General features: G+C 48.2%; 13 protein-coding genes and 1 pseudogene. 9 read left to right on the plus strand and 5 right to left on the minus strand.

Annotated elements, in window-relative coordinates:
* The first annotated feature begins 234 nt into the window (after positions 1-234).
* Positions 235-954, plus strand: coding sequence for a polyprenol monophosphomannose synthase (locus tag ACYQ8U_RS07045; protein ID WP_459944827.1), 720 nt, complete (start codon positions 235-237; stop codon positions 952-954).
* Between the two features lie 114 nt (positions 955-1068).
* On the opposite strand, the gene ACYQ8U_RS07050 is transcribed toward ACYQ8U_RS07045, so the two are convergent.
* Both ACYQ8U_RS07050 and ACYQ8U_RS07055 read right to left on the minus strand, forming a co-directional pair.
* Positions 1069-2454, minus strand: a complete 1386-nt coding sequence (locus tag ACYQ8U_RS07050; protein WP_459944828.1) for a class II fumarate hydratase — start codon at positions 2452-2454, stop codon at positions 1069-1071.
* A 197-nt stretch (positions 2455-2651) separates the two neighbouring features.
* Complete coding sequence (locus tag ACYQ8U_RS07055; protein WP_459944829.1) at positions 2652-3026, minus strand: desulfoferrodoxin; 375 nt, start codon at positions 3024-3026, stop codon at positions 2652-2654.
* Positions 3027-3577: 551 nt separating this feature from the next.
* Here ACYQ8U_RS07055 and ACYQ8U_RS07060 point away from each other — a divergent pair.
* The 8 genes and pseudogenes from ACYQ8U_RS07060 to ACYQ8U_RS07095 form a co-directional block, all read left to right on the plus strand.
* Complete coding sequence (locus tag ACYQ8U_RS07060; RefSeq protein WP_459944830.1) at positions 3578-4129, plus strand: DOMON domain-containing protein; 552 nt, start codon at positions 3578-3580, stop codon at positions 4127-4129.
* Between the two features lie 12 nt (positions 4130-4141).
* Entirely contained in the window at positions 4142-4966 is an 825-nt protein-coding gene (locus tag ACYQ8U_RS07065) for an SCO family protein (RefSeq protein ID WP_459944831.1), read from the plus strand.
* A 55-nt stretch (positions 4967-5021) separates the two neighbouring features.
* Positions 5022-6653, plus strand: coding sequence for a cytochrome c oxidase subunit I (locus ACYQ8U_RS07070; protein WP_459944832.1), 1632 nt, complete (start codon positions 5022-5024; stop codon positions 6651-6653).
* Between the two features lie 11 nt (positions 6654-6664).
* Positions 6665-7261 (plus strand): cytochrome c oxidase subunit 3 family protein, encoded by a 597-nt coding sequence (locus tag ACYQ8U_RS07075; RefSeq protein ID WP_459944833.1) that lies wholly within the window; start codon positions 6665-6667, stop codon positions 7259-7261.
* Between the two features lie 25 nt (positions 7262-7286).
* Positions 7287-7574, plus strand: coding sequence for a cytochrome C oxidase subunit IV family protein (locus ACYQ8U_RS07080; RefSeq protein WP_459944834.1), 288 nt, complete (start codon positions 7287-7289; stop codon positions 7572-7574).
* 15 nt (positions 7575-7589) lie between these two features.
* The gene (gene coxB / locus ACYQ8U_RS07085; protein ID WP_459944835.1) at positions 7590-8177 is read left to right on the plus strand and encodes a cytochrome c oxidase subunit II; all 588 of its coding nucleotides are present in this window, start codon (positions 7590-7592) and stop codon (positions 8175-8177) included.
* Positions 8178-8217: 40 nt separating this feature from the next.
* Positions 8218-9090, plus strand: a complete 873-nt coding sequence (locus ACYQ8U_RS07090; RefSeq protein WP_459944836.1) for a protoheme IX farnesyltransferase — start codon at positions 8218-8220, stop codon at positions 9088-9090.
* 179 nt (positions 9091-9269) lie between these two features.
* Positions 9270-9554, plus strand: a pseudogene (locus ACYQ8U_RS07095) (hypothetical protein); the annotation flags it as partial.
* A 91-nt stretch (positions 9555-9645) separates the two neighbouring features.
* Here the strand turns inward: ACYQ8U_RS07095 and ACYQ8U_RS07100 are convergent.
* The 3 genes from ACYQ8U_RS07100 to ACYQ8U_RS07110 form a co-directional block, all read right to left on the minus strand.
* The gene (locus ACYQ8U_RS07100; protein WP_459944837.1) at positions 9646-10236 is read right to left on the minus strand and encodes a peroxiredoxin; all 591 of its coding nucleotides are present in this window, start codon (positions 10234-10236) and stop codon (positions 9646-9648) included.
* A 232-nt stretch (positions 10237-10468) separates the two neighbouring features.
* On the minus strand, positions 10469-10627 hold the full coding sequence (locus ACYQ8U_RS07105) for a rubredoxin (protein WP_459944838.1): 159 nt from the start codon (positions 10625-10627) through the stop codon (positions 10469-10471).
* Between the two features lie 215 nt (positions 10628-10842).
* The gene (locus tag ACYQ8U_RS07110) at positions 10843-12252 is read right to left on the minus strand and encodes an NAD(P)/FAD-dependent oxidoreductase (protein WP_459944839.1); all 1410 of its coding nucleotides are present in this window, start codon (positions 12250-12252) and stop codon (positions 10843-10845) included.
* Between the last annotated feature and the right edge of the window lie 47 nt (positions 12253-12299).

Below are 12299 nucleotides of genomic sequence, written 5' to 3' on the forward strand. Positions count from 1 at the left end.
TTAGCGGACCGCTGTGTTTTTTGAGCAAGAGAAGGAGGTGAATGTTCGGGCTGGCAGAAGACTGGAGGAGGGGAGGGGGGCTTTCATCTGGAAAAAATTGAGGCATGATCACATTGATATGGTAAACTATGCTGGTTTCGAATCAGCGTACTGGAAAGTGAATTTCCGCTATTATGGTTGCTTGTGGATTGACGCCGGGGTGCATTTTCCATTTAATGAAATGAGGAGTTGGTCTTGCGAACAATTACAATTATTGTACCCACTCTCAATGAGGCGGAAAATATTGATCTGTTGCTGACGAGAATTTTCAACGTCAGACGATCAAGCAAACTTGATTTTGATGTGCTCTTTGTTGATTCGGCATCCACGGACGGAACCTGCGCCCGTGTGCTTGACTGGCAGCAAAGAGCGCCGGTCCGCCTGCTGCAGCATGACGTCAATGTCGGCCTTGCCGGGGCTGTCATAGCCGGGGCCAGATATACCGATTCGACCTACGTCCTGGTTATGGATGCAGACCTCAGTCACCCTCCCGAGATCATTCCGCAACTTCTGCAACCACTGCTTGATGGGACGCACGATATGGTCATCGGCAGCAGATACGTCGCGGGCGGATCTCTGCCCGATTGGCCGTTTTTACGAAAACTCTGTTCAAGAATTGCCACCTTGCCTGCGCTTTTTTTCTGTGAAGTGAAAGACCCGCTGGCTGGTTTTTTTGCGGTAGAGCGGCGGAGACTGGCCGAGTTGTCCGATTCCGTCCCAGGCTTTAAGATAGGTCTGGCTCTGCTGGCCGAGTACGGTAAAGAGATGCGGGTAACTGAAATTCCTATCGAATTCAGAGATCGTGATTACGGCAAATCAAAGATGAATTACTGGGTCGCCTTTGACTACCTTAAGCAACTCAATAATCTGGCCTGCAAACGAATGGCCTGCTTTTATCGCAAAATCTGGGCGTAAGGCGTGACAACCGTTGCACTTGCCAGTGCCGAGTCCAGGAGCCTGGCTGCGCCAGACAAGCCGGTTGCAAAGAATGTGCAAATATCCCCAGACGTTGATGCTCTGATAGTCGTGTTACTTGTTGCCCCCACCGTCTGCTAAATTTTTCGGATCCAGCAACCGCTGCAGCTCTTCCTCGGGAATATCCGTCTGTTCTAAGGCTACGTCAAAAACCGGTCTGTTTTCATTTTGAGCAATCTTGCCGATTTCCGCGGCTTTCAGATAGCCGACTACGGGATTGAGTGCGGTCACCAGGATAGGGTTGCGTGAAAGGGCTTGCGCAAAAACTTGGCGGTTCACCGACATGTTTTTGATGGCTTTTTCACCAAGCACGCTCGCACTCCCCGTGAGAAGGTCAATTGACTGAAGAATATTGGCCGCCGCGAGCGGCAGCATGGTATTGAGCTGAAAATTGCCTCCCATGCCGGCAAGATTGATCGTTGTGTCATTGCCTATTACCTGGGCCGTTGCCATGCAGACAGCTTCCGGGATAACCGGATTGACCTTGGCCGGCATGATGCTTGAGCCGGGTTGCAGGGCGGGGAGTTTTATTTCGGCAAGTCCGGTCAAGGGCCCTGAATTCATCCATCTCAGGTCGCTTGCAATCTTGTTCAGCGAAATCGCACAGGTTTTAAGGTGGCCGGAGAATTCGACGACGGTATCAAGATTGCTGAGGCCCTTATAGAATGACGGTGTCTGCGTGAAAACGAGTGCAGTGGTGCTGTTAATATGGGCAATTGCCTTGGCGGAAAAATTCGGATGACAGTTAACCCCGCTGCCGACGGCTGTCCCACCGAGCGGAAGACGACTTAATCTCGGTAGAGCTGATTCGATACGCTCGAGACATTCATCGATCTGTACCGACCAGCCCTCCAGTTCGGCTTGCAGTCGAATTGGCAGGGCGTCCATCAGATGGGTGCGGGCTGTTTTGATCACGTCACTGTTTTCCGTTCCGAACGTGCGGATAATTGCCGCGAGCGACTTCAGAGCGGGGACGAGTGCTCTTCTAGTTGCCCATACTGCTGACACTTGAAGAGCGCTGGGGATGACATCGTTGCTGCTCTGGCAGAGATTTACATCATCGTTTGGTGAGAGTTCGACACCTTTTTTGCGAACCAGGCCGACAATGACCTCGTTGACGTTCATGTTCGTGCTGGTTCCCGAGCCGGTCTGAAAAACAGATACCGGAAATTGCTCCAACGGCTGTGTCGAGAGCAGAACGTCAACCGCATTGCAGATGAGTTCTGCCTTTTCCGGCGCAAGAATGCCGATCTCCCCATTGCTTCGCGCCGCTGCCGCTTTAATGATCAGAACCGCTTCAATAAAACTCCAGGGCAATGTCTGGGGGGAAATGGTGAAATTGTCAACAGCCCGCTGGGTTTGAGCACCATAAAACGCTTCAAGGGGCACCCGAACCTCACCCATACTGTCCTTTTCGATGCGGTGTGCCGTTGTGTTCATGGGTCTCTCCTATTGAATATTTCAGGTGAATTGTATAGTACCTAATTCGATATTAAATTATACCTGAAGATAAGGCCTGTCAAGAAAGTAACTTCTGAGGAAAACAAGGAAAAACCGCTGCAGGAGAGTAAAGCGCTTTGCACAAATTGTATCTCCTGTAGATGGGATTAACAAGCCATCTACAGGAGATACACTAACTATTTCTTCCAGAGACCGTGCAGGTTGCAATAGGCACGGGCGGTGACAACATCGGCTTTAATGGGGAAAAAAGCTGCCGGCTTGGCTGATGGGTGGAGAAATTGCCGGTAAACGGCATCCCCGGCTGAGAGCTCGATCCATTCAATGAAATGGGCATCGGTCATAGGATGATCTACAGAACCAATATTTACCTGCCAACCGTCATCACGTTTTTCTAAGGCAGGTACGTGCTTTTCAACGGCGGCATCGGTTGTATTTTCGTTTTGCATGGTCATCTGCTGACCACAGCACATCAACTCCGCCCCACCTGCAGTAAGAACTTCAACGATATTACCGCAGACATCGCATTTGTATATTCCCAATTTTTTGGCCATTTATTTCCTCCAGTGATAATGATTAGGGTTTAGTTGCCGTCGAGGAGTCTGTCGGATTATGCCCTTTTCCCATATCTTCGTTATTTTTGAAAATTAATGCTCGCTATATTAACTATATGGCTGTGCTTAATTTTTAAAAATGCCTTGATCTGAGAAAAATTTGCTATAATACGACAGACTCTTGGTGACAACCCGTAGTGCTACAATGTAGTTGTAATGCTTGCAGCAAATTCAGGTGGATCTACCAAAAAGAAGCTGTGTTCAGTGAACTTCAATTCGTTATGGTAATCATAGAATGTTGAGTCGGCAAATATTTTAAAAAATTTTTATGAAAAAGAATCATTGCCATTTGCTGTTGCATCATAATAAGTTGCAGAACCTTTTTTTAACATAAAGAGTATGCTAATAATTGCAAACTGAGCAAAGAGTAATTAATCAACTAAAAATGCACATCAATGAGCTAGCGCAGCTTGCCGTGATCCCAGCTCCCTGATTCGATAGGTTGAAAAAACTTTCCGACTTGACAAACTTGTATAACAAGAGGAGAAATTATGAAAATAAAAAGCGTCCATAAAATGATTCTAAGTATGAGTGTCATATTTTGCGCCACCGTAATGAATATTCAGGCAGCCGAATATGACCATGAAGTACAAGATAAAAAAATTTCCTTTGCCTGGAAGGTCGTTGGGGAGACACTGGCTGTCAAAATGGCTGCCGAGACGGAAGGGTGGGTTGGTATAGGATTTAATCCTGAAAAAGAGATGAAAGGGGCCAATTTTATCCTCGGTTATGTGAAAAATGGCAAAGTGAGGTTAGATGATGATTTTGGCTATGATGCCAACGCCCATAAATCAGATACGAAACTCGGAGGTTCCAGCGATGTTACCTTGGTAGGTGGCACTGAAACAGGCGGCATGACGACCATAGAGTTTACCATCCCTTTGCAGTCAGGTGATAAAAACGATACGAAAATTGATGTGAACGGCGATACTACCATTCTTTTAGCCTATGGAGCCGGCCGGGACAGCTTTCTGGCCAAGCATACATACAGAACCGCTCTGAAGGTGAACCTGAACTCGGGTGCATCGGAGAAAATGGAATAAGCGGATGTGTGCATGATACCTTGGATAAAAACCATCGTCTACGTCGTTATGCTCTTTATGGCGATGGAAATGGGCAGTTATTCCAGAGCGGAAAACAATGCCCCGGGACTTCTAGAGCAGAGCAAGAAGGTTCTGGCCGGCAGCAAGACTGATTCAGTTCAGTGGATAGAGGAGAAGACCGGGCAATATCTGCCATTGGACTTGGAATTTGTCGATGAACAGGGAAATGGTGTGCGACTCGGCGATATTATCGATCGGCCGACAATCTTTCTCCCGATTTATTTTTATTGCCCGAATATCTGCAGCAAAAATCTTGCTAACCTGGCCATTGCCCTTGGCAATCTTAGTTTTCAGCCGGAAAAAGACTATCGGGTAATCGCTCTCAGTTTTAATGAAGCGGAAAGCGCGACAGATGCTGCTCGGGCAAAAAAGAATTATTTGAAAATTGTCGGGGAGGATTTCCCCCCCCATGCCTGGCGTTTTCTCACCGGCAGCCCACAGGCGATTAACACGGCAATGGACGCTGTGGGTTTTCGATTTAAAAAAATTGATGATCAGACTTTTATTCATCCTGCCGCGCTGATGACCATAGCAAAAGACGGGAAAATCATCCGCTACGTCTATGGATCCTTTTTGGCTGGGGATATAGACATGGGGCTTGCCGATGCAACAAGCGGCAGGCCGTCACTTTCGGTGAAAAGGCTTCTCGCATTCTGCTTCAATTACGATCCGGATACCAATAAATCTGTGTTCCAGCGCGTAAAAATAGGTGTGATGCTGTTTTTTGTCATAGTCGTAATCTTTGTTTTTAGCTATTTTAAACGAAAACGGCCGTAGGATGTCGATGATGGCCGAGCCGTTACCATGCAGCATTAACAGACAGGATATCCATATGACTGCAACGCAATCTTTCTATCATAATTCGTCACCGCCTGGGCGTACGGGAATAATGTCCTGGCTGTTGACCCATGACCATAAGCGGCTGGGTATCATGTATTTTGCTGCGGTGAGCTTCTGGTTCGTACTCGCCATGTTTCTTGGTCTCCTGCTGAGAACTGAGCTGATGACTCAGGGTCGGACTATTATGGGGGCCGAGGCCTATAACGCGACCTTTACCCTGCATGGGGTAATAATGATCTTTCTTTTTGTTATTCCCGGCATCCCTGCTATTTTCGGCAATTTTTTCCTGCCGATACAACTCGGCACCGATGACGTTTTTTTCCCGCGTCTCAATCTTTTCAGCTGGTACCTTTTTATGTTTGGCGGATTGTTCGCCATCATTTCTTTGTTTGTCGGCGACGGATTTCCTGATACCGGCTGGACTTTCTATGTGCCCTTTAGTGTGCAGAACAGTGCCAACGTCGGTCTAACCGTCACGGCGGCATTTATTCTCGGTATGTCGTCGATGTTGACCGGTTTGAATTTTGTCACCACCTTTCACCGCATGCGCGACAAAACCATGGGTTTGATGCAGATACCGCTCTTTACCTGGTCGCTGTACGCCACAGCCTGGGTACAGATCCTGGCAACTCCGGTGATTTCCATTACCTTCGTGCTGATTGTCTTGGAGAGGTTTTTGAATATTGGACTTTTTGACCCGGATAAAGGCGGAGATCCCTTACTGTATCAGCATCTGTTCTGGATGTATTCCCATCCTGCCGTTTATGTGATGATTTTACCGGGTATGGGGGTGATTTCAGAGATTATCCCGGTTTTTTCCCGAAAAGCCATCTTTGGTTATAAGGCAATCGTCTGGTCATCGATGGCCATTGCAATCGCCGGCTCGCTGGTTTGGGCACACCACATGTTTACCAGCGGTATGAGCGACGTGTCCGTTTTTGTCTTCTCTCTGCTGACCTATCTTGTCGCTATTCCGTCGGCAGTTAAGGTCTTCTCCTGGGTCTCGACCATGTATAAAGGGTCTATTGAAATGACGCCGCCGCTCCTCCTGTCGCTCATTTTCATCTATCTCTTCAGCATAGGTGGATTGACCGGTCTGGTTCTGGGGGCGGCCGGAACGAATATTCATGTGCATGATACGCAATTTGTTGTGGCCCATTTTCACTTTGTCATGTTCGGCGGGACAGGCTTTGCTTTTTTTGCGGCGATGCATTTCTGGTGGCCGAAGATGTTTGGCGTCATGTATCGGTTTAAACCGGCGTATATCGGCGCGGTCCTGACCGGCGTAGGCTTTGTTTTCCATTATGTCCCGATGCTCATTCTCGGCATGCAGGGCATGCCCCGAAGATATTATGACTATCTTCCCCAGTATGAAACCGGCAACTTCCTTGCCGGATTTGGCGGGTATCTGCTTATTATCGGCATGGTGACGATGTTTGTAAATCTGCTGCTGAGTTTCAAACAGCGGGTTCCCGCACCTGCTGATCCCTGGGGGGCAACGACCCTGGAGTGGACGGTCCCATCGCCGCCGCCGGTACACAATTTCATAAAAAAGCCGCACATAGAGGACTACCCATATGATTTTACCAAGGTAACTGAACGCCTGCCAAAGAGTGGCAGATAAGGATACTTATAATGAGTTCTCAGATAGATAGAGCTGGTATTAAACTTGGGATGTGGCTGTTTCTCTATTCGGAAATTATCCTTTTCGGCGGACTTTTTGTCCTCTATGCGGCGTATCTGCACCGGTATCCCGAGTTCTTTGCCGAGGGTGGCAAGGAATTGAACCGGGTAATCGGGGCGATCAATACCATCGTTCTGCTCATATCCAGTTTCACTGTGGCCGCCTCCATTACCGCTCTACAGCGAAACGCCAAAAAGCAGGCGGTCGGTTTACTCTTTTTCTCAATTTTTTGCGGTGTTGTCTTCCTGGTGAATAAATATTTTGAATGGGGTGCGAAGATTCATCATGACATTTATCCCAACTCCGAAACCCTTGTTGCCGGAGAACCTGGGGTGAATATATTTTTTGGCCTCTATTATGTTATCACCGGCCTGCACGGGCTGCATGTCATTATCGGCATGGTGCTGCTCACCGTCAGTCTCATTTTTGTCCTGAACGGTAGAGTGACTGCCTCCAGTTTCTCCATGCTCGACAACTCCGGTCTTTACTGGCATCTGGTAGACCTTATCTGGATTTTTGTGTTCCCTTTATTTTACCTGGTATTGTAATCCGGATCAGTTTTGGAGATTGAACATGGAGAATCAAGACAAACAACATGTGCTCAGCTTTACGCAACTCGGGATGGTTCTGGCGATTCTTCTGGTGCTGACCGGGGTTACCGTCGGGGTCTCCTACATCGATGTGGGATTCTTCAATATTCCCATTGCGCTGGCCATTGCCTGCACCAAGGTGACCTTTGTTCTGCTCTTTTTTATGCATCTCAAATATGAGGGTCGAGTTATCAATATTTCTTTCATCAGTACGGTACTGGTGCTGGTTGTTTTGATCGGTTTTACCTTCTGGGATGTGGCATACCGATAACAGGTGGAGAATTCTATGACCCCGGTACAAGGCGTTGATCAGGCATTTTGGTATATACTCGGAATATCCGTCGTGCTGCTGTTCGGTATCACCACTGTGATGGTCTATTTCGTCGTCAGGTACAGACGAAGCAAACACCCTGTCGCCGCTGATATTCGAGATAATTACCCTCTGGAAATTATCTGGACGATTGTCCCGACGCTGATAGCACTTTCCATGTTTTACATCGGCTGGTCGGCGTATCTTGGACTGCGCACGGTTCCCGATGACGCAATGGAGATAGAGGTCCTGGCCCAGCAGTATTCGTGGATCTTCGTCTATGACAATGACAAGGAAACCGAGAATGAACTGGTAGTTCCCCTGGGCAGGGCAATCAAGCTGAACATCACCTCTCTTGATGTACTGCACAGCTTTTTTGTCCCGGCCTTTCGCATTAAAGTTGATGCGGTGAAAGGGATGTCGACCTATACCTGGTTCTCTGCCGACGAGCTTGGGGAATACGATATTGAGTGTACCGAGTATTGTGGAGTAGATCATTCGGCCATGGTCGCCAAGCTGAGAATTGTCCCTGAAGCAGAATTCCAGAGCTGGCTGCAGGAGTAAAGGGACTCCCTGTCATGGACACCTTATCTTCCCCCGCTTTGTGTTAAGTTTTTTACCAGCTATAAAAAGAAGATACGGCCTGGCCAAAGTACCGCTCTGCCTACTTGTAGGTTGCTCCACGGTTTTTGGTTATATTTTGGCAGATCCCGTTGTAACGCCACGGACGTTTTTCGCCGGCTGTGGCATTTTTGTCATTGCCGCAGGCGCGGCAACGCTGAACAGCCTGCAGGAATATCGACTGGATGGTCAACTGGGGAGAACAAGAAACAGACCCATGCCGCAGGGGTTGCTTACTCCAGCCGAGGCAGGTATGCAGGCCCTGGTGCTGTTGTTCATCGGCCTGGGGATCCTCTTTACCGCAGGCCGGACTCTTTTACCGCCGCTGGTCGCCGTCTGTGCAGTTTTTTTGTATAATGCTGTCTATACCCCGCTAAAAAAGAAGACGATCCTCGCTATTATTCCGGGGGCGATCTGCGGGGCCTTGCCGCCTTATATCGGCTGGCTTGGCGGTGGTGGGAAGGCCGTCGGATTTACTGCGGCCTTACTGATTGTTCTTTTTGTCTTGTGGCAGGTACCGCATTTCTGGCTGGTCCAGCTTACCTTTAAAGAAGATTATGCCGGGAGCGATCTGCCAAATTTTCTCAAACAGTTTCGAGAAGACAGTTTGAAACGTTTTTTTGCCACCTGGATCGGCGCCCTGGTGACGGTTATGCTTATGTTCCTTATCCTGCCTTTTCCTCTTGGCTGGTTCTTTCGTGCCATAATCATCGGCAATGCGTGCCTGTTACCTGGTGCGTTTTTTTATGGTCTGGCGATACGAAAAATGAGCGATTATCGACGGCTGTTTATTGTTTTGAACCTGGCTCTGTTTGTCCATATGGCAACGCTTGCCGCCGGCCGGGCTTTGACATAGATGCAGGTGGTTGAATGGAGAGTTTAAGGTAAAACCTTAATAGTTCGGGGAGAGACAGTTTTTTCAGTTTCCCGTGAACAGTGACAATTAAAGAACCCTGGTATGGGAAATAAGAAGGGGAGGTAATAATGAACATTGATTGGGCTTATATGCGTAAAGGATGAGCTTCCTGTAAAAAAGCCTGGATGGCCTTTGCGGAAAAAAACATCTCGATTGGGACGGAAGTGAATGCGAAAAATCAAACCTATACTGGAGAGGAGGCGTGGAAGGTGATCGCCGGTGCCGACACAGTGCATGTCGCCAGCGGCCAGAAGTGTATAGATTTTTCTCCGTCAACCGCCAATAAGGATGCCCTGTTGAAAAAGATTACCGGGCCAACGGGTAATCTTCGGGCGCCTACCCTGAAAATCGGCAATGTCTTTTATGTCGGCTACAATGCTGCGCTGTATGATCGGATTGGATAGGCTCAGCGGTTCAGGCGATTTTCTTTAGCCAGGGGTGGAGAAACAAGTGCAGCTTTTCCACCCCTGGTGCCTTGCTGTCGAATGGAGGTAATCAGTGGTGATTACTGAGATATTTGGCTACACCTTCCGCCGTCGGTTGCATTGCTTCCTCTCCCTTATTCCAGTTTGCCGGACAAACCTCGCCATGTTTCTCGGTAAACTGCAGGGCGTGCAGGATGCGTAAGGCCTCATTGACATTTCTGCCGAGCGGCAGATCATTGACTACCTGGTGGCGAACAATGCCCTCCCGATCAATAAGAAAGAGTCCCCGCAGAGCGATACCTTGATCGAGGAGTACGTCGTAGGATTTTGAAATGGATTTGTCGAGATCCGCGACGAGAGGGTATTGAATATTGCCGATGCCGCCATCATTTACCTTGGTGTTTTTCCAGGCCAGATGGGAAAAGGCCGAATCGATAGAAATACCGATAAGTTGGCAATTATGGTCTTCAAACTCCTTGACCGCTTTGTTGAAGGCGAGAATTTCAGATGGACAGACAAAGGTAAAATTAAGAGGATAGAAGAATAACAACACATACTTGCCACGGAAATCGGCAAGACTGAAATCGTCTTTGAACGAGTTGTCGGGTAAAACTGCAGTAGCTGTGAAGTCAGGTGCCGGGCGGGTGACTAAAAGGCTCATGATAGTGCTCCTCTACGTGTGTTTTTTACGGCGTATTTCAGGCGAGTGAAACTATTTAGCCGCGCATAACAATGAAAGGAAAAAAAGAGCCACGGCATATTTTGATTACCTGAATAAATATGCCGTAGCTCTCTATGAAACAGAATACCTAAAAAATGAATCTTACAAAAAAGAATTTCTCAGGTACCTTACGCCCTGTAAAAGGGTCCTGCAATGAGTCCGAACTGACAAATCAGTCTATTTTAGAAAAAGATTCTTTTTCGGCTCCGCACATCGGGCAGACCCAGTCTTCCGGGACATCTTCCCAAGCGGTTCCAGGAGCCACACCGTTGTCTTCATCACCAGTTGCCGGATCATAAATGTACCCACAAGGACATTCCCATTTTTGCATGTTCTTCACCTCTTTAGTTAAAGTTAAACAATAGTAATCATTACTATGGATTTGCTACTATAGTGAGTCCCAGCCAGGAGTCAATAAAAAAGAGTAAAAAAATCACGCCAACAGAGGTGGGCGGTTACAAAATAACCTGGCCATTTCCACCTATTGCATCACGGCTCCTTATGCCGTTCCGGGCATTCCATTGGCGATGGTGTTTTTATATTGGTTTAACACTTGCAACTTTTAATTATTTCTTTGCAGGGTATAAGCGCGGTGGCGGTAGCCGAGACAATATTTCCCGCTACCCCAGGACCATCACCGGCAACAAAGAGCCCGGATACCGACGTCTGGAGATTATTGTCAGTTGCTACCTGCGTGGCAAAAAATTTTATTTCCGGGGCGTACAGTAAGGTCTCGTCATTGGCTACACCGGGAATAACCTGATTAAGCTGATCGAGTCCATCGATGAGATTGGTGAGAATTCTCTCCGGCAGGGCCATGGCAATGTCACCGCAGGTGACACTTTTCAGGGTTGGTTCGATATAGCTGTTTCTCACTCGGTTCCAAGTCGATCTACGGCCCCGTTTCAGGTCGCCATAACGTTGGAGTATCGGTTTGCCACCACCGATCAGGGTTGCCAGTTTGCCGATGGACTCGCCATAGGCCTGATTATCTTCCACGGGATCAGTGAGAACGACCTTGGACAAGAAGGCAAAATTGGTGTTGTCAGATTTTTTGTCCATGAAGGCGTGACCGTTGACACAAACAAAATTCTGATAGTTTTCCAGGGCGACATAGCCACCAAAATTAGTGCAGAAAGTTCGGGTCTGGTCGTCGTATTTTGCAGTTCGCACGAAAAAAGTCGGATCGTAAATGGTTTCGCAGAGATCCTGCATGATCTCATTGTGTATTTCGACCCGGACACCCACTTCAATGCCCCGCTGCGACACCACAATGCCGTGTTCTCTGGCTACGTTGGCCACCCATTCGGCGCCGACCCGGCCGGGAGCGAGAATGACATTTCTCGCCTTGTAGGTATCGCGGTTGGTTCTCACCCCGCGCACGACGCCATTTTTGACGATGACCTCTTTAGCTTCTTCCGAGTGATGGAAGGTGACACCATTTCCCGCCACATAGTCGGCCATTTTTGTTATGTGGCCGGGGAGGTTATCGCTGCCCAGGTGTTTTTGTTTGATGATCAAAAGATCGATGCCCTGTTTATGGGCCTCTTTTCTGATATTGAGAGCTCTGTCCATGTCGGTTGGAAACACTTTACCGTCCATGTTGAAGCGGTTGAAAATCATTTCCGTTTCATCAATCAGGGCTATTGCTGTCGAGACATCCATAAACTGGGTGAGATCAGTCTTGCCGAGCTTGTGGATAAAGTTCAGTTTCCCATCGGAAAAGAGTCCGGCTCCACCAATGCCGCACAGAATATTACAAGGCTTGCACTTAATACAACCACCATCTTTTATGGGGCATTTACGTTTTGAGGCTGCTTTCCCCTGTTCAATAACCAATACCTTGAGGCTGGAGTGCTCCGCAAGATAATAGGCGGCAAAGAGACCCGCCGGGCCTCCGCCAACAATAATGACATCGTAGCTAGCTGCCGATTTACTCTGTTTTGGTGGAGACAATGGATGTTCCTCGTTGTTGGTTCTCTGAACCCAGGCGAGTACAGGAA

Source organism: Desulfocastanea catecholica, from assembly GCF_054657295.1.

Excerpts from the sequence above, each read along its gene's own strand:
- ACYQ8U_RS07050 (WP_459944828.1), bottom strand. The coding sequence starts at position 2,454 with ATGAACACAACGGCACACCGCATCGAAAAGGACAGTATGGGTGAGGTT.
- ACYQ8U_RS07055 (WP_459944829.1), bottom strand. The coding sequence starts at position 3,026 with ATGGCCAAAAAATTGGGAATATACAAATGCGATGTCTGCGGTAATATC.
- ACYQ8U_RS07060 (WP_459944830.1), top strand. The coding sequence starts at position 3,578 with ATGAAAATAAAAAGCGTCCATAAAATGATTCTAAGTATGAGTGTCATA.
- ACYQ8U_RS07065 (WP_459944831.1), top strand. The coding sequence starts at position 4,142 with ATGATACCTTGGATAAAAACCATCGTCTACGTCGTTATGCTCTTTATG.
- ACYQ8U_RS07070 (WP_459944832.1), top strand. The coding sequence starts at position 5,022 with ATGACTGCAACGCAATCTTTCTATCATAATTCGTCACCGCCTGGGCGT.
- ACYQ8U_RS07075 (WP_459944833.1), top strand. The coding sequence starts at position 6,665 with ATGAGTTCTCAGATAGATAGAGCTGGTATTAAACTTGGGATGTGGCTG.
- ACYQ8U_RS07080 (WP_459944834.1), top strand. The coding sequence starts at position 7,287 with ATGGAGAATCAAGACAAACAACATGTGCTCAGCTTTACGCAACTCGGG.
- coxB (WP_459944835.1), top strand. The coding sequence starts at position 7,590 with ATGACCCCGGTACAAGGCGTTGATCAGGCATTTTGGTATATACTCGGA.
- ACYQ8U_RS07100 (WP_459944837.1), bottom strand. The coding sequence starts at position 10,236 with ATGAGCCTTTTAGTCACCCGCCCGGCACCTGACTTCACAGCTACTGCA.
- ACYQ8U_RS07105 (WP_459944838.1), bottom strand. The coding sequence starts at position 10,627 with ATGCAAAAATGGGAATGTCCTTGTGGGTACATTTATGATCCGGCAACT.